Source organism: Vibrio minamisatsumaniensis (assembly GCF_050337445.1).
Classification (GTDB): Bacteria; Pseudomonadota; Gammaproteobacteria; order Enterobacterales; family Vibrionaceae; genus Vibrio; species Vibrio artabrorum.
On the sequence record NZ_JAKJSY010000085.1, the window covers coordinates 1 to 17,662 of the forward strand.

The following is a 17,662-nucleotide window of genomic DNA, read 5'->3' on the forward strand; positions in this document are numbered from 1 at the left end:
TCAGCTTGCTCTGCCAATAATCGTTTGAGTTTGGCATTTTCAGTGGCGAGCTCCCTTTCTCTATCGCTGATTTTCGCATCTTTTTTGACGGCTTTACGCCACCCATAAATTTGAGATTCATATAGCGAAAGCTGTCGTGCGGCAGCAGAGACACCGACTTTCTCTGCTAACTTAAGCGCTTCGGCTTTAAATTCAGGAGCATGTTTGATTCGTGTTTTCTTAGTTGTCATTGTTCACCTCGTTAGTGATTGTACTCACTTAACTCGGTGTCCAAAACTTCTGGTGCGGATCACATCTAAAAGAACATCTGAATGATGATGGGGTATTGTTTGGTAGTACAATTTTGGGCAAGGGTACAAAACCAAACTTTTTCGCTAAAAAATTGATGGGTGTTTACAATAAAAAAGGAATATTTAGTAACCATAATGATGACTTAGAATCATTAGTGGCATCGTTAAATGAGCACTTTACAGATGTAAAAGTGGAAATGATAGGATGTGTTGCGTTGTTCTCAGGTAAAAAAATATAACCAATGCATCAACACTATTTACTACACTCGGCAATCTCAGATTACCGGGTGTTTCTCGTTTTAAGGCGTCAATTTTAAGTATAATTGCATAGTAGTAAACGTGTTATGCAGGCGTTAGTGATCTGCTCCAGTCAGACTGGACACCACATTAAGCGACATATTGTTTTTCAAAGTTAACTGGGCTTAGATACCCAAGAGCACTGTGCCTTCTTGTTCGATTATAATCAACTTCGATATATTCAAAAAGTGCTTGGCGCATCTCTTCTCGCGTCATTATCGGCTCGTATTGGATGGCTTCTACTTTCATTGAGTGGAAAAAGCTTTCAACACAGGCGTTATCCCAGCAATTTCCCTTCCTACTCATACTTTGTTTTAAATTATGAGCTGCGATTAAGTCTCGGTAGTCTTTTGAGCAATATTGGCTGCCTCTATCACTATGGATAATCATTCCTTCTGGCATGCCTCTGCGGAACAAAGCCATTGATAGCGCATTACAGACAAGAGTTGCGGTCATTCTTGTACTCATTGACCAACCAACGACTTGCCGTGAATACAGGTCGATAATAATAGCTAAATACATCCAGCCTTCGCTAGTCGCGAGATAGGTGATATCTCCAGCCCATTTTTGATTTGGGGCTGTCGCATTAAAGTCTTGGTCAAGCAAGTTCGGGACAACGGGAAGCCTATGCTTGCGGTGCTCGTTTCGTTGAGTGACTTTATTGCGATTATCAATCCAGTAATAAAACCCACTTCGAGAAACCCTAAACACCTTAGCCATACGGACAATCCTATATTGCATAAGGTGTTCGAGTATAAACTCATAGCAATCTACTTTAGATTTTTCGCGAAGTAGGTGGCGGCCTTTTTTTCGATATCTAGCTCTTCAGCTTGCTCTGCCAATAATCGTTTGAGTTTGGCATTTTCGGTGGCGAGCTCTCTTTCTCTATCACTGACTTTCGCGTCTTTTTTGACGGATTTACGCCATCCATAGGTCTGGGATTCATATAACGATAGCTGCCGTGCAGCCGCAGTGACTCCCACTTTCTCTGCTAACTTAAGTGCTTCAGCTTTAAATTCAGGAGCATGTTTGATTCGTGTTTTCTTAGTTGTCATTGTTCACCTCGTTAGTGATTGTACTCACTTAACGCAGTGTCCAAAACTTCTGGTGCGGATCATACTAAGTAAATCTGTAGATCCGTACAGTGCAATAATAGCATCAACAATTTGGGGCGTTGGTGTTTAGCGTTGTTATGTTCTATGAATACAGAAAAAACACGCCAAGACTGCTGAATGTTTTGATAATAATCGAAATGGAYAATTAATCTTTATTATTATTTTCTAATAAAGCATGGTATCCATAAAGAAAATGCTTTACTCGTGCTCTTATAATATTATTAATATCTTCAGGTAGTTGCATAAGATAGATCCAGCGACGTATACCCATATAGAAGAAACTTGAATGGAATCCCCAAATTATTTCAATATCAATTTCCGAAGGGGCTGGATCTAACCCATGTGCTACCCTAATTTCGCGTAAGATAGGAAAAAATATCTTTTCTTTTAGAAGTTGAGTATAGTTTTTGTTGAACTCTGGATTACTTAATGCAGTAAAAATGAATAATCGAACCCAATCATTTCGTAAAATAGCCGAAGTGTATTCTTCTATGTAGTTGATCAACCTTTCTTCTATAGACTGTTTGTGGTCAGATAGTGAAATTTCCCATTGAGGGTTCCAGCGAGAAACAAACACTTCATGATGAACTCGTTCAATCAATGCATCCTTACTTCCAAAATATCGATATATCAGCGGTTGGGTAACACCTATATTTTTAGCTAATTCACGTGTAGTGACGCTAAACCCATTTTGAGCAAAACATTCGATTGCTCGTTTGATAATGTAAGTCTCGCGTTCTGTCGCAGTCATGTATTTCGTAATAACTTTTTCCGACTTTTGGATCATGCTGTTTGAATCTTGGGCTTGAATGAGTGCTGTTTTCTTTGTCATACCTATCTACTCTGGTTTGTTCTGATGACGATAATTTATGAATCTAATGATACTTGCCGTTAATGTAAATAGTTTCATTATGGAGTGTGACGTGATCACATGTGCAACAATAACAAAAAAGATTGAATTTCAATTGACATTACAAGTGTTATCTTGATGGCTGATTTTTAGCAAATTCAAAGAGGGTAATAAACGTGGGTGTACACAGTCAAGGTTCAATTAGTTTGGACACCGAAGTATCGTTTCAGGATTTTGAAGAACAACGCAGATAAAGAGCTGTATCTGCGCATAAACGTTGATTGAGGTATTGAAAGACAAAGTGGTCTTAAGGTTTATGGCGAAGGTGAAAACATGGGACGGGTGGCAAGCGTAGAGTCTGGTCATTAATCATCACAGCTGACGAATTTAATTCCCTAGCGATATAATTTAATTTGTCAATATCTTTACTGAATACTGAATACTGAATACTGAAACGAAAATAGAGTGTGATTAGCTTGCTCTATTGCATCACCAATGTTTGAGTATGAATAGAGTGCGATCACAGGTCCGAATATTTCTTGTTGTGTCACTTTCGATTCTTGAATACACCACGTGCGTTATCAAAAGCCAGAGCGATATCATTTTGATCACTTAACTCTACTGAACTAAAAGCTCGCTAGAATAAGGGTTTCTTACTATGTGAATGCGTTGTTCATTACTTGATGGGCTATTAGCAATAAATGAGGTCTTAACAAAATTCATAATTAGATCCCTTTATTAGGCTTTTGCCATTCTTTATACTCACTATCATGGAAGATAAGTTCAATAGTTATCTTATTCGGGTCCGTGAAAAAAACTTGGTGCTCAAATATGTTTGGAACAGTACGTTCGAAGTAATTCCAGTCAAAAATTTCTATTTTTTCTAAGAGTGATGCATAACCCTCTATGCGAAATGCAAGATGATCAATTCTTCCTGAGCCTTCTTTATCTACGTCTTTCATGCCTAAATACTTTGCAACCGGGTCATTTTCATTCATTGCTGCTTCGACTAAATGGAAGATCGGGTCATTATTATGATAAAGCCAATATCCATTAAAGTTGAAGTCTGGCCTAGGGCCAACCCTAAGGCCTAAAAGCTTTATATAAAAATCTCTGGTCTCTTCAAGTTTGTTAGTTCGAATGGTGAAGTGTTCAAAGCCTCGTACAATCATAATTACTCCTTATGGTCTACTGGTAATTTCTATTCGTAAGTTACGAACCAAAATATCTGTATGTTTTTTAACCACAACATTGTTTATCATTTGATAAATAATATCAAGTTATTTATCAAATGATAAACAATGTTGATTTGATGGGTGGGCGTAAAGTAAACAGAATAAGTGCGGGAGGCAACGTCGGTTCAGTGATTTAGCTATCACGACAGCGCTCATGGTGAAACGCGTGTTTTCTATGCCATTGATGCAACTGGCCTTAAGGTTTATGGCGAAGGTGAAAACATGGGACGGGTGGCAAACGTAGAGTCTGGCGAAAGCTGTATATTGCAGTCGATACCAGCACTCATGAGATTAATGCAGTTGAGCTAAGTTTATCGACGGTTACAGATGGAGAAGCACTCCCGAACTTGGTGTCTGGTGATGGCGCTTACGACACGAGAGCGTGTCACGCTGCTATTAAGATTAAGAGAGCCGTCGCACTGATCCCCCAAGAGAAGGAGCAGCCTTCTGGGAGCGTGGTCACTCTCGAAATCTTGCCGTGAGTTGCCAGAAGTTATAAGGCTCAAATGAGCATTGGAAAGAGCGGTATGGATACCACAGACGTTCACTCTCAGAAACGGAGATGTATCGAGTTAATCAGTTGTTAGGAGGACGATTGAGCTTAAGAAATTACAATGCGCAGGTGGGTGAAACTTACGCGATGATAAAGGCGCTGAACAAGTTTACTGGATTAGGTATGCCTGAAACTTGTCGTATTGACTAAAAAACATGCGAAGCGGGGGGGGGATCCATTTCTAAACTGAATTACGCAACAAAGCTGCGTTTTTTCTAAAAATATAACTACAAATTGGAATAGCAACGGCAAAAAGAGACATAGATATCATTGACCAAGAACCATCGTATAGTTCAGTGTTAACTAACACCGTCAAAATGGAAAGTAATCCAAGAATTGTTGTTGGAATATAGTATTTATTAGAGTGATTCATATTGATAATCCAAATGTTTATTTTTGATAACAACTGCATTGATTAATGGCAAATTGATTGCACTGTTTCCAATGCAATCGATCTTTCAAAAACTTAGACCTTGCAAGCCTGACAACTATTTGTTGATACTGATTTAAGATTGAGCAAGGAGGCATGATGGAAATACTGCACTCCATTACTAGCTTAATTGTTTGCTAGAGTGTCTATTATGTACGGAATAATCGGTATACCCACGTTGATTGCCACCAAATAGTGTTGAGCCATCCAGTTCCGCCAGAGGATGTTGGTGCTTTAAGCGCGCTACCAAATCTGGGTTAGAAACGAATGGGCGTCCAAACGCTACTAAATCCGCATAACCTTTCTCAAGTACCTCATCAGCACGGTCTTGGGTGTAACTGCCAGCGACGATAATCGTGTTGGTAAAGTATTCGCGCAGTTCGATGCGGAAGCTTTCTGGAATCACTGGTGCGTCGTCCCAATCCGCTTCAGACAGGTGTAAGTACGCAATATCACGAGCTTGAAGTTGTTTCGATGCATCGAGGATGGTTGGCACAATATCTGGGCAGTTCATGTCCTTGAAAGTGATGAAAGGTGCGAGTCGTACTCCCACTTTGTTGGCACCAATGGCTTCGCTCACCGCATCGACCACTTCTAATAAAAAGCTAAGTCGGTTTTCGCGAGTACCGCCGTAGTTGTCGGTTCTGTGGTTTGAATTGGTACGTAGGAGCTGGTCAATCAGGTAACCATTACCGCCGTGGATTTCGACGCCATCGAAGCCTGCTTCAATCGCACGTTTCGCTGCATGGGCAAAATCACTAACCACACGGTCAATATCCGCTTGAGTCATCGCTCGTGGCTCGACACAATCGACCATGTTGCCATTACCTTGTTCGTCGGCAATCCACACTTGGGTTTCTACAGGTTTTAGTGCTGATGGGGCAATAGGCTGTTCGCCTTTTTGGAATGTCGGGTGTGATACACGACCAACATGCCATAACTGACAAAACATAGCTGCGCCTTGCTCTTTTGCTGCTTGAGTGACGGTTTTCCAGCCTGCCACTTGTTCATCAGTGTAGACGCCTGGTGTGAATGAGTAACCCTGTGAATCGTCTGAAATCTGGGTGGCTTCAGAGATGATTAAGCCAGCGGTAGCGCGCTGCTTGTAGTAAGTCGCCATCATTTGGTTTGGAATGTTTCCTGGTTGGCTAGTGCGCGCTCGGGTCATTGGAGCCATGGCTACGCGGTTTTGTAGAGTTAGTTGTTTCAGCTGTGTTGGTTCAAATAGTTTGCTCATAATCGATTCCTTACTTAAGTAGTGGTACTTGGGTTTTGTTGCTTACAGATTCCATCCAATCTTTCACGGCGTTGTCCCATTGGATTTCTGCGGCGCTGAAGAACCCGCGCAAAATCGAAAATAGGATTGCTTCGTCTACCAAAGTCACATGCTGATAAGAGTCGAGATTCAACACGCTTTTCGCACGTTCAATGAGCGCTTCGACCTCTTTGGCAATGTTTGGTGTGTCTTGCAGAAGTGCATCAAAATTGAGTACATCCGTTTCCTTTTTTGCGCGCCAAGCTTGTTGTGCAGACTGAGTGGCAAACTCTGGCAAATCCATGTTTGACCAACGTGGGTAACCCACTTTTTGTAATGGAAGGAACGCGATTTTTTGCCAATCCAACACCGGTTGCGACGGTTGGTTTGTTTCACTTGATGTTGCCAGTTCAAGGAAGTAAGCAATGATATCTAGACTTTCTGCCATCGCTTCACCGTTGTCTTTGATAAGAAGTGGCACTTGCTTGGTTCCAATCAGGTCTATTGTGGTTTTGTCGTCGTCATAAGCAATATTGATGACGTCGAGTTGGATATTCAGCATGCCTGCAACGTAGCGGACGCGAGCACTGAATGGGCAATGTTCGTAAATGTAGAGTTTCATAGTATTTTCCTGGTGATTCGTATTGGGTAGCCCCGCTTGCTCGAGAAGCGTTAAGTCAGGGCTGCCTGTAGGGAGAAATTAGTTGTTGCAGCTGGAGCCATGCTGTTTTATTGCTCTGGTAGCTTGTTTTTATTTGTTGTTAACCAAGCAGTGCTCCACCATCGACATCAATCACAGCGCCAGTCATGTAACTGTTTTCAATCAGGAGTCGATAAGCTTTCGCTACATCACTGGCTTCGCCAACTTTGCCCACTGGTAAGCTATTTTGCGTGCGTTGGTACAGAGTATTTCTGTCGTCTTCACTCAGGCCTTGATATGCCTCGGTTTTGGTTAAACCCGGACTCACCACATTCACTCGAATCGGAGCCAATTCTTTCGCTAGTACTTTCGTAGTTGCTTCAATGGCAGCGTTGATGGCGGTTTTTACGTAGGTATTAGCGACAACTTTGCGCTATAACATACCGGAAGTGAGTGTGATTGAGCCGCCTTTCTTGATGTAGCGAGCTCCATGTTTCGCCGCGTTGATGGCGCCCCAAAATTTGGTATCGAAAGCATGTTTTGCTTGGGAGATATCCACGTCTACCACTTTGCCTGCTGGAGCATAAGAACCTGCAGTGAGGATCAAATGGTCAAAAGCACCAATGGTTTCAAAGTATTGGTAAACCGATTGCTCCTCAGTGATGTCTAAGCCTGTCTTACGGCTTGCTACATGGACAACCGCATTTTCGCTTGCAAGTTGTTTACTAAGTTCTGCACCAATACCAGATGTACCGCCAAGTACGACATAAATTACTTGTTCTTTTTTCATGATTTATTCTCTAGTTCTTGTGTTAATGAAGTAAGTATATTGATTGGAAGAAATTTGATAATTAGGTAATATCTGAATTGACTATTTAGCTTATTCGTATAAATAAGCTTGAGGAGATAGCATGGACAAGTTTTCAGATATGACGCTGTTTGTCAGCATTGTGAAGAACAAGGGTTAGCAGCGGCTGGCAGAGAATTAGGCTTATCGCCAGCAACGGTGACTGGTAGGGGCTTTGTTGCGTAATTCGATGGATCTAAATCAAGAAGCTACGATCTGATCGGCTACGCCCATCAATCGTCGTAGCCTCATGTCTAAACCTCGTTACAAAACAAATAACTGGAAGCAGTATAATAAAGCCTTAATCAACCGTAGTTCTCTAACCTTTTGGATTGATGAGGAAGGGGTAGCCGAGTGGAAGCAAAACAAACAAGGCAAGCGCGGTAGACCTCGCCGATTGAGCGACTTAGCCATTACTACCGCACTGATGGTGAAACGTGTTTTCTCTATGCCATTGAGAGCGCTGCAAGGTTTTCTAGACTCAGTATTTAAGCTAGCTAACATCCCGCTTGTTTGCCTTACAAACGAGATCGTTTCTTATTTCTTATTTCTTATTTCCATGCTTCATTGAATCTAACGCTACCGCAAAGATAATAATGCCACCTTTGATGATGTACTGCCAATATGGGCTCACACCAATATAGGTCATGCCGTAGTTGATCACGGTGAAGATCAATACACCAGTAACCACGCCCATCACGGTACCGACACCACCAGCAAAAGAAACCCCGCCAACCACACAAGCAGCGATGGCATCTAATTCATACATGAAACCCACATTATTGGTGGCACTACCGATACGTCCTGCTTCTAACATGCCGCCAAAAGCATAGAACACACCTGAAATAGCGTAGATTTTTAGCAATGTAATTGGAACGTTCACGCCAGATACTTTTGCTGCGTCTGGGTTACCCCCAATGGCGTAAATATTTTTACCAAAGACCGTTTTATTCCACATGATCCAAACAACAATCATTGCGGCAATCGCGTAGAAAGTAATGTAGGAAAGCCTAAAATCACCTAACCGTATAAAGCCTTGTGCAAAGGTTGAGAAACGCTCATCAAAACCCGCGATAGGCGATGCACCAATAGAGTCAAAGTACAAAGAGTTAATACCGTATACGATGATCATGGAGCCTAACGTGGCAATAAAAGGAGTTACCTTCATGTACGCCACAATAATACCGTTCACTAAACCAATTAATGCGCCAACAATACACACCATGACAATAACGCCCACGATTGGCACTTCACCTAACTGTGGAAATACTTTATTCGCGTTATCGGTTGCTTGTAACAAACTAGCAGAAAGTACTGCAGCCAAACCGACTTGTCGTCCTGCCGATAAATCGGTTCCTTGGGTAATAATTAACCCTGCAACGCCTAGTGCAATAATCACTCGTACAGAAGATTGAGTTAAAATATTACTTAAATTACGTAGACTTAAAAATGATGGTTCTTGAATAACAATGATTGCCAGAAGAATAAGCAGCACGCCATAAATACCGCCTGCTTTAATGTATTTTAAACTGTGTTTCTTTAAATTTTCCATGGATTATCCCTTACAGATAAAGTGCCGCTAATTCTAATATTTCAGTTTGAGTCGTGTTTTTGGTTTCCACTATTCCAGCAGCTCGGCCATTACTCATCACGAGGATACGGTCGGTGATGCCCAATAATTCGGGCATTTCTGATGAAATAATAATCACGCCTTTATCTTTATTCGCCAATTCGAGGATCAGTTGGTAAATTTCAAATTTAGCGCCAACATCAATGCCTCGTGTGGGTTCATCCAGCATTAAAATCTCCGGCCCCGTTAGCAACCAACGACCAATAATCACTTTTTGCTGATTACCGCCCGATAGCGATCCAATGGTTGTGCCGTGAGACGGCGTTTTCACCCTCATTGCATCGATCACCCATTGAGTATCTGATTTCATTTTAGAATTACTGAGCAAACCGGATTGGGTTTTATACTGCTCAACGTTAGCGACAAGGGAGTTAAAGGTAATATCAAGCTCACCATAAATCCCAGTAGAACGTCTTTCTTCTGTTACCAACGCAAAACCATTCTGTATTGCTTCATGGGCATCTTTATTACGCATTAGTTTGTCGTGCAATAAAATATCGCCACTCGATTTATCTCGGATACCAAAAATAGTTTCGACTATATCGGTACGGCGAGAACCTACCAAGCCTGCAATACCAAGGATTTCACCTTTGCGCAGCTCAAAGCTCACATCTTGGATAGAAGGTTGATTTAATGCGGTTAAATTACGAATATGAAGAATGGTTTCTTTAGGAATATTGGTTTTTTCTGGGAATCGGTTGGTAAGTTCACGGCCAACCATCATACTAATAATGGAATTCATATCGAGCCCAGCAAGTGGTCTTGTTTCGACCCACTGACCATCTCGTAGAATGGTAATATCATCACAAATGGCAAATATCTCTTCCATCTTATGAGATATATAAACAATTCCGCAGCCTTTTTCTTTGAGTTTATTGATGATTTTAAATAGATGGCTGACTTCTTTCTCACTTAATGACGAAGTCGGTTCATCCATGATCACGATTTTAGCGTCATAAGAAAAAGCTTTAGCAATTTCAACCATTTGCATTTGAGATACCGATAAATTACCGGCTTTCTCTTTCGGATCAATATTGATATCAAGCTCTTCGAATACCGCTTTCGTATCATTATACATTTTGTCATGATCGACAAAAAATCCTTTGGTCGGATAGCGTCCTAACCAAATATTATCCATTACCGTTCTTTGAAGCACTTGGTTCAACTCTTGGTGAACCATCGAAACACCAGATTCTAGAGCTTCTTTTGAAGAGTCAAAGTTGACTTTTTCACCAAGGAAGACAATATCACCTTCATCTCTTTCATAAATACCAAATAAGCATTTTAATAACGTCGATTTGCCCGCGCCATTTTCACCCATTAAGGCATGAATAGAATGAGGGCGAACTTTTAAACTCACCTTATCTAATGCTTTAACCCCTGGAAACTGCTTACTAATCCCTGTCATTTCCAGCAAGTAGGAATCTTGTTTTATATCCATAGTCACACTCAAATTAATATTGCTAATCGATAAGACAAAAGAAAAGACCAACCAGATTTAGCCAGTCTTCCTTTTAATTTTTAGCGTCTATTTTATGCTGATAGTCAGTCGTTAAAGATCTAACTTCAACGACCAAAAATCATTATTTCAGAGTGCTTTTGTCAACTGCAACATAAGGAACACGGATTACTTTTCCGTCTAATTTCCATTTAGTACCTTGAGTTGCAGGCTTACCTTCTGCAAGGTTACGAGCAAGTTCAAATGTCGCTTCCGCTTGTGAATCCGCATCATTTAGAACCGTACCCGCCATTTGACCTGATTTCACAAGTGCAACCGCTTCAGTTAATGCATCCACACCAAACACTGGCAGCATAGTACCGGCTGCTTTTAATGCTTCAATTGCGCCCATAGCCATTCCATCATTATTGGCAATAACCACTTCAATGTTTTTACCATTTGGACCTGCAAGCCAAGCATCCATTTTATCTTTTGCCATTGCAGCATCCCACATCGCAGTATCAAGTTGCAGTTGCTGAGTTTTATAACCTTTATCGTTTAAGGTTTTGATCACGTAAGTTGTACGCGCTTCTGCATCAGGATGACCTGGTTCGCCTTTTAGCAATACGTATTGGATCACGCCATCTTTGTTTAAATCCCAAGCTGGATTAGCGTTCCATTGCTTAGCGATCATTTTGCCTTGAATAATGCCCGACTCTTTAGAATCAGTACCTACGTAGTAAGCTTTATCGTAACTTGCCATTGCTTTAGCAGACGGTTCTTTGTTGTAGAATACAATTGGAACTTCATCTAATTTCGCTTTTTTGATCACGGCAGGCGCAGCTGCTGGATCAACCAAGTTAATCGCCAGTGATTGAACACCACGAGCTAACATGACGTCAATCTGATCATTTTGCATAGATTGGTTGTTTTGTGAGTCATTCATTAACACTTTGACGCTTGGATCTTTAGCGGCATTCGCTTCAAGTGCCTGTCTTACCACGGACATGAAGTTATCATCATATTTATAAACGGTAACACCAATAGAGGTTTCAGCCAGTGCATTAGTTGCGAATAACAACCCAGAGGTAATAGCTGCAGCAAGTACGATTTTTTTCATGTAGGTATCCTATGTTTCATTATTTTTATTGTGAATAATCCATTTCACTTGGTATTGGTATACTTAATACCACCAGAATGAAAACGTTTACCTAAAAGAGGCTAAACTGAATCTGAAAATAAAAAAATGAGGAAGTTAACATTTTGTTACTTTTTTTTTGCTTTATGAATGGATATGTGAAGTTGACGAGCAATGGTCATTTGTCGGTAAGAAGAAAAATCAGCGCTGGCTCTGGTGCGCATGGGAGCTTAGATATAAACGTGTGATTGCACACGCTTTTGGCAAAGAAGATACTGAAGCCTTTAATGAGCTACAACGCTTGTTGTCAAAGTTCACCATTCCATTTTATTGTACTGATGACAGGGTGTACTCGGCTAACCTACCAGCAGAGAAGCACATAATTGGTAAACAGTACATACAAAGGATAGAAAGAACTAATCTGACACTGAGATCCCGCATTAAACGTCTAGTCCGAAGAACCATTGGTTTTTCAAAGTCAGAAGAGATGCACGATTAAGTCATTGGTACCTTTATTGAGCGTGAGTATTATCATTAATCAACAGGTTGGAGCCATGACCAGAAATGGCAGTTCTTTCTCAAGTAAATCATGTGTTTGTGGTAAAATATAACAAGCAATTTAAGAGGGATTCGTAACGCTTGGCACTTTTGTTTTGAATCAGCTTTAGTGTTTACGGCACTATGCTTTAGGTTTGGGTGGAGGCGTTGTTCACACCTTAATTGTGCGTTAACTTCCTATACTTCAACTAATCGGTTATATCCTAATTTAGTAATGTAACTGGCAAGGTTCTGTCCATTTTCGAGTTAATGAGCCTCTAATTTGATTAACGCCAGATTGTCCACAAAGCAAAAAGCGAACCTTGTAAGGGTTCGCTTTTGAATTATTAGGAATTAACCAACTTAATCAGTCATCCTCAATCTACAAAACTAATCTTCGTAGTTGTCGATGCTTGGGCACGAGCAGATTAGGTTGCGGTCGCCATATACGTTGTCTACACGGTTAACCGTCGGCCAGTACTTCGCGTTTTTCGTTGCTTTCGATGGGAAGCAAGCCAGTTCGCGAGAGTAAGGGCGATCCCATTCTGCGCCTGAAAGGTCAACTTGAGTGTGTGGCGCGTTAACAAGCGGGTTGTTATCCAGTGGCCATTCACCATTCTTAACCTTCGCCATCTCTTCACGGATGGCGATCATCGCATCACAGAAACGGTCTAGCTCTTCCAAATCTTCCGATTCAGTCGGCTCTATCATTAATGTGCCCGCTACTGGGAAAGACATTGTCGGTGCGTGGAAACCGTAGTCCATGAGACGTTTCGCGATATCTTCCTCGCTGATGCCTGTGTCTTCTTTTAGTGGACGAATATCGATAATGCATTCGTGCGCGACGCGGCCATTAATACCACGATAAAGAACAGGGTAGTGAGGGCGTAGTTTCTCCATCACGTAGTTTGCGTTCAGAATCGCTACTTTGGTTGCGTCTGTTAGGCCTGATTCGCCCATCATTGCGATGTAAGCCCAAGAGATAGGTAAAATGGAAGCACTACCTAGATCGGCAGCTGAAACCGCGTAGTCCGAACCTTGTACACCGTTTTCGATGTGACCTGGTAGGAAAGGAGCTAGGTGCGATTTAACGCCGATAGGACCCATACCCGGACCGCCACCGCCGTGTGGAATACAGAATGTTTTGTGTAGGTTCAAGTGAGACACGTCTGAACCGATGAAGCCAGGTGAAGTTAAACCGACTTGAGCGTTCATGTTCGCGCCGTCGAGGTAAACCTGACCGCCCGCTGCGTGTACTTGTTCGCACACTTCTTTCACTTGCTCTTCGTATACGCCGTGCGTAGAAGGGTAAGTGATCATGATGCTTGATAGGTTTTCTTTGTGCTTCTCGATCTTCGCTGCTAGGTCTGCCATGTCGATGTTGCCATCTTCATCACACTTAACAACGACGACCTTCATTGAAACCATAGACGCTGTTGCAGGGTTAGTACCGTGCGCCGAACTTGGGATCAGACAAACGTTACGGTGAGCTTCACCGCGGCTTGCGTGGTAACGTTGAATCGCGATTAGACCTGCGTATTCACCAGATGCACCAGAGTTAGGCTGTAGTGAGAAATCGTCGTAACCAGTGATTTCACATAGCTTCTCTTTAAGATCTTTTGCTAGTGCAGTGTATCCAGCAGCTTGCTCAATCGGTGCGAATGGGTGGATAGAACCAAACTCAGGCCATGTGACTGGAATCATCTCGGCAGCAGCGTTCAGCTTCATCGTACAGCTGCCCAGTGGGATCATGCCGTGCGTGAGTGAGAAGTCTTTGTTCTCAAGCTGTTTTAGGTAACGCATCATTTGCGTTTCGCTGTGGTGGGTGTTGAAGACTGGGTGAGTTAGGAACTCTGATTCACGACGGCAGTTCTCTGGAATAGCTGCAAACTCGTTGGATGCAATGTCAGAAGAGAGTGCTTGAACGTCTTCTTTCACGTCGAAGATAGCGAATAGGGCATTTACGTCGTCGATCGTTGTTGTTTCATCTAAGCTGATACCGATCTTACCCTTAAGAAGGCGAAGGTTGATGTCGGCTGCTTGCGCTTTCGCGTACAGTGCATCTGTCTTGTCTTCTGTGTTCAGCGTGATGGTATCAAAGAAGCTGTTATTCGTTAGCTCGTAACCCGCTTTAGTCAGGCCAGCCGCTAGGATAGCTGTCATGTGGTGTGTACGACGAGCAATGGTACGAAGGCCTTTTGCACCGTGGTATACCGCATAGAAAGAGGCCATGTTTGCCAAAAGTGCTTGAGCAGTACAGATGTTGGATGTCGCTTTTTCACGGCGGATGTGTTGCTCACGAGTTTGCATGGCCATACGCAGCGCTTGGTTACCGTGAGTATCGATGGAAACACCGATAACACGACCCGGCATGGTGCGCTTATGCTTTTCACGAGTGCCCATGAATGCCGCATGTGGACCGCCGTAACCCATAGGAACGCCGAAACGTTGCGCGCTGCCGATAACGACGTCTGCGCCCATTTCGCCAGCCGGTTTCAGTAGAGCAGAGGCAAGTAGATCGGTCGCCACGGTAACCAGTGTTTTATGGGCTTGAGCTTTTGCAATGATATCGGTTAGATCGCGAACTTCGCCTGTTGTTCCTGGATATTGAAGAAGCGCACCAAATACGTCTTGTTCTGGCAGTGTTTCAAGCGTACCGACCATGACTTCGAAACCGATGTGCTTAGCACGAGTTTTCACCACTTCGAGTGTTTGAGGGTGAACATCGTCAGCAACGAAGAATACGTTGCTCTTGCTTTTACCGGCACGTTTACACAGTGTCATTGCTTCGCCAGCCGCGGTCGCTTCGTCAAGAAGGGATGCGTTTGCGATTTCCATACCGGTTAGGTCCATGACCATTTGTTGGTAATTCAGTAGAGCTTCAAGGCGACCTTGAGAAATCTCTGGTTGGTATGGTGTGTAAGCCGTGTACCAGCCTGGATTCTCTAATACGTTACGTAGAATAACGTTTGGCGTGAATGTGTTGTAGTAGCCTTGGCCAATGAAGGTGCGTTTCACTTGGTTTAGGTTAGCGATCTCTTTAAGAGAGGTCAGCATGTCCATTTCGCTCATTGGCGCAGCCAGTGTCATTGGTTTTTCAAGGCGGATTTGTGCTGGAACCGTCTCGTCGATCAGCGCGTCTAAGCTCGTCGCGTTGATCGCTTCAAGCATTTTTTGCTGGTCTGCTTTATTAGGGCCGTTATGACGAGCAACAAACTCGTGTTGGGTATCCAAGTCTTTCAGTAATTGGCTTTGAAGTAATTCAGTCATGATATCGTTCTACTTTCTCTTTGGAGCCGTGAGCTAGCCCCTAAAATTAAGCTGCTCCAAAGAGCAGCTTTTAACGTAATGAGGGTACCTAATTAGTCTTCTTCGATAGCGCTTAGGTATTCTTCCGCATCTTTAAGGTTATCGAGTTCAGACGGGTCAGACATCTTCACTTTAACAATCCAACCACCTTCATAAGGTTCTTCGTTGATAAGCTCTGGGCTATCTTCTAACTCTTCGTTGATTTCTACGATTTCGCCAGAGATTGGTGCGTAGATATCAGAAGCTGCTTTTACTGATTCAACGAGAGAGAAGCTTTCACCCGCTTCAATTTCGTCGTCAGTATCAGGCAGGTCAACAAACACAACGTCACCGAGTAGCTCTTGAGCGTGCTCAGAAATACCAATAGTTACAGTGCCGTCACCGTTGTCTTTTACCCACTCGTGGCTGTCTGCAAACTTTAGTGTATTGTCCATTGCTTATTCTCCAAAAAATTTATGAGGTTTTAATTTAAATCTTAAAAACGGTTTAACGATAAAGAGGGAAGCGTTTGCAAAGCGCTTTAACTTGTTTGCGAACACGTTGCTCAACTTCAGCATTGCCTTCAGGGCTTTCAACTAAGCCATCAAGTACATCGCCGATCCATTCACCGATAAGTTTGAATTCTTCAACGCCAAAACCACGACTGGTTCCGGCTGGCGTACCTAAACGAATACCAGAAGTCACCATCGGCTTTTCTGTATCGAAGGGGATACCATTTTTGTTACATGTGATGCCCGCACGCTCTAATGCTTCTTCTGTTACGTTACCTTTCAAGCCTTTAGGGCGAAGGTCAACCAGCATTAGGTGCGTGTCCGTACCGCTAGTCACAATGTCACAACCGCGAGTTTGCAACACTTCAGCGAGAACTTTTGCGTTGTTGATCACTGAATCAATATAAGTATTAAACTCAGGGCCAAGCGCTTCGCCAAACGCCACGGCTTTAGCAGCGATAACGTGCATCAGCGGACCGCCTTGTAGACCCGGGAACACGGCAGAATTGATCTTTTTGTTGATGTCTTCGTGGTTAGTCAGAATCATACCGCCGCGTGGGCCACGCAATGTTTTGTGTGTTGTTGTCGTGACGACGTGCGCGTGTGGTAGAGGGCTAGGGTGGGCACCTGTCGCGATAAGGCCAGCAATGTGTGCCATATCGACCATTAGGATAGCGCCAACTTCGTCCGCGATTTCACGGAATTTAGCGAAATCAATCACGCGTGGGATGGCACTGCCCCCCGCAATAATCATTTTTGGCTGGCTTTCGATAGCTAAAGCACGAACGGCTTCGTAATCGATTTCAAGTGTGTCGCGATCAACACCATATTGCACCGCATTGAACCACTTACCTGACATGGCAGGACGTGCCCCATGTGTTAGATGACCGCCAGCGTCTAAAGACATACCAAGAATGGTGTCGCCCGGTTGAAGTAGGGCAAGTTTGACTGCGCCGTTTGCTTGAGCGCCCGAGTGCGGCTGTACGTTTGCGTATTCACACTTGAACAACTGTTTCGCGCGTTCTATCGCAATGGATTCAACCGTGTCAACGTGCTCGCAACCGCCGTAATAACGACGGCCTGGGTAACCTTCTGCGTATTTGTTGGTTAGGCAGGTGCCTTGTGCTTGCATTACGGCTTTAGAAACGATGTTCTCAGACGCAATCAGTTCGATTTGTTCGTTTTGACGAGTGTTCTCTGCTTGGATTCCGGCAAACACAGCGTCATCGGTTGCCGATAAGTTGGTAGAGAAAAAGCTGTCTAAGCTATGGTTTTGGTAAGCGTTCATTGTCGAGACCTTTCATTAAGCTAATGGTGATTGTTTTTATAATCCATTAGGTCTTACATTAATTTCTGCATCGGAATCGTTTGCATTATTAGTGGTATAAACATACTTTTATTGCGTCAAATCGATCATTGTAGGGGCGATGCAGCACGAATTGGTACCCAAAAATCGGGTGAAAAACAACTATTACAAATTTCAAAACACTCATTTTTGCTAGCTTAAGTGGCATGTTTTCAGCTAACAAGTCGATAACATAGCCCTGTTAAATTCAATTTTCAACAATAATTTCCAATAGGAAACAGTTTTTCTTATTTTGTTACAG

The 17,662-nt window shown here is 42.8% G+C and carries 12 protein-coding genes and 7 pseudogenes; 5 read left to right on the top strand and 14 right to left on the bottom strand.

Features of this window, described 5'->3' with window-relative positions; translation table 11 throughout:
* Positions 1-230 (bottom strand): transposase (locus L4B77_RS16695; protein WP_429751821.1); only part of this gene is annotated, 230 nt, incomplete at its 3' end.
* Positions 231-292: 62 nt separating this feature from the next.
* Here L4B77_RS16695 and L4B77_RS16700 point away from each other — a divergent pair.
* A pseudogene (locus L4B77_RS16700) lies at positions 293-529 on the top strand (methyltransferase type 12); the annotation flags it as partial.
* A gap of 148 nt (positions 530-677) precedes the next feature.
* On the opposite strand, the pseudogene L4B77_RS16705 reads toward L4B77_RS16700, so the two are convergent.
* The 4 genes and pseudogenes from L4B77_RS16705 to L4B77_RS16720 form a co-directional block, all read right to left on the bottom strand.
* A pseudogene (locus tag L4B77_RS16705) lies at positions 678-1,642 on the bottom strand (IS3 family transposase).
* A gap of 205 nt (positions 1,643-1,847) precedes the next feature.
* Positions 1,848-2,534, bottom strand: a complete 687-nt coding sequence (locus L4B77_RS16710) for a TetR/AcrR family transcriptional regulator (protein WP_429751823.1) — start codon at positions 2,532-2,534, stop codon at positions 1,848-1,850.
* Positions 2,535-2,977: 443 nt separating this feature from the next.
* Positions 2,978-3,103: an aldehyde dehydrogenase family protein gene (locus L4B77_RS16715; RefSeq protein ID WP_429751825.1), complete on the bottom strand. Its 126-nt coding sequence runs from the start codon at positions 3,101-3,103 to the stop codon at positions 2,978-2,980.
* Positions 3,104-3,277: 174 nt separating this feature from the next.
* Positions 3,278-3,724: a VOC family protein gene (locus L4B77_RS16720; RefSeq protein WP_429751827.1), complete on the bottom strand. Its 447-nt coding sequence runs from the start codon at positions 3,722-3,724 to the stop codon at positions 3,278-3,280.
* 154 nt (positions 3,725-3,878) lie between these two features.
* Between L4B77_RS16720 and L4B77_RS16725 the strand changes: the two are divergent.
* Positions 3,879-4,490, top strand: a pseudogene (locus L4B77_RS16725) (IS5 family transposase); the annotation flags it as partial.
* Between the two features lie 401 nt (positions 4,491-4,891).
* Here L4B77_RS16725 and L4B77_RS16730 read toward each other — a convergent pair.
* The 3 genes and pseudogenes from L4B77_RS16730 to L4B77_RS16740 all read right to left on the bottom strand — a co-directional run bounded on the left by L4B77_RS16730 (position 4,892) and on the right by L4B77_RS16740 (position 7,455).
* Entirely contained in the window at positions 4,892-6,007 is a 1,116-nt protein-coding gene (locus L4B77_RS16730) for an alkene reductase (RefSeq protein WP_429751829.1), read from the bottom strand.
* A gap of 10 nt (positions 6,008-6,017) precedes the next feature.
* The gene (locus L4B77_RS16735) at positions 6,018-6,647 is read right to left on the bottom strand and encodes a GrxB family glutaredoxin (RefSeq protein WP_429751831.1); all 630 of its coding nucleotides are present in this window, start codon (positions 6,645-6,647) and stop codon (positions 6,018-6,020) included.
* A gap of 139 nt (positions 6,648-6,786) precedes the next feature.
* Positions 6,787-7,455: pseudogene (locus L4B77_RS16740) on the bottom strand (SDR family oxidoreductase).
* Between the two features lie 121 nt (positions 7,456-7,576).
* On the opposite strand from L4B77_RS16740, the pseudogene L4B77_RS16745 reads away from it, so the two are divergent.
* Positions 7,577-7,683: pseudogene (locus tag L4B77_RS16745) on the top strand (helix-turn-helix domain-containing protein); the annotation flags it as partial.
* A 79-nt stretch (positions 7,684-7,762) separates the two neighbouring features.
* Positions 7,763-8,029 (top strand): annotated as a pseudogene (locus L4B77_RS16750) (transposase); the annotation flags it as partial.
* A 27-nt stretch (positions 8,030-8,056) separates the two neighbouring features.
* Here the strand turns inward: L4B77_RS16750 and mglC are convergent.
* The 3 genes from mglC to mglB all read right to left on the bottom strand — a co-directional run bounded on the left by mglC (position 8,057) and on the right by mglB (position 11,700).
* On the bottom strand, positions 8,057-9,064 hold the full coding sequence (gene mglC, locus L4B77_RS16755) for a galactose/methyl galactoside ABC transporter permease MglC (protein ID WP_429751833.1): 1,008 nt from the start codon (positions 9,062-9,064) through the stop codon (positions 8,057-8,059).
* 10 nt (positions 9,065-9,074) lie between these two features.
* Complete coding sequence (gene mglA, locus L4B77_RS16760) at positions 9,075-10,583, bottom strand: galactose/methyl galactoside ABC transporter ATP-binding protein MglA (protein WP_429751842.1); 1,509 nt, start codon at positions 10,581-10,583, stop codon at positions 9,075-9,077.
* A 142-nt stretch (positions 10,584-10,725) separates the two neighbouring features.
* On the bottom strand, positions 10,726-11,700 hold the full coding sequence (mglB, locus tag L4B77_RS16765; RefSeq protein WP_429751835.1) for a galactose/glucose ABC transporter substrate-binding protein MglB: 975 nt from the start codon (positions 11,698-11,700) through the stop codon (positions 10,726-10,728).
* 166 nt (positions 11,701-11,866) lie between these two features.
* On the opposite strand from mglB, the pseudogene L4B77_RS16770 reads away from it, so the two are divergent.
* Positions 11,867-12,217 (top strand): annotated as a pseudogene (locus tag L4B77_RS16770) (IS1 family transposase); the annotation flags it as partial.
* A gap of 428 nt (positions 12,218-12,645) precedes the next feature.
* Here the strand turns inward: L4B77_RS16770 and gcvP are convergent.
* The 3 genes from gcvP to L4B77_RS16785 form a co-directional block, all read right to left on the bottom strand.
* On the bottom strand, positions 12,646-15,525 hold the full coding sequence (gcvP, locus tag L4B77_RS16775) for an aminomethyl-transferring glycine dehydrogenase (RefSeq protein ID WP_429751837.1): 2,880 nt from the start codon (positions 15,523-15,525) through the stop codon (positions 12,646-12,648).
* Between the two features lie 92 nt (positions 15,526-15,617).
* Positions 15,618-15,998 carry a glycine cleavage system protein GcvH gene (gene gcvH, locus L4B77_RS16780; protein WP_261839945.1) on the bottom strand — a complete coding sequence of 127 codons (381 nt, stop codon included), beginning with the start codon at positions 15,996-15,998 and terminating at the stop codon, positions 15,618-15,620.
* Positions 15,999-16,050: 52 nt separating this feature from the next.
* Complete coding sequence (locus L4B77_RS16785; protein ID WP_429751840.1) at positions 16,051-17,343, bottom strand: serine hydroxymethyltransferase; 1,293 nt, start codon at positions 17,341-17,343, stop codon at positions 16,051-16,053.
* Between the last annotated feature and the right edge of the window lie 319 nt (positions 17,344-17,662).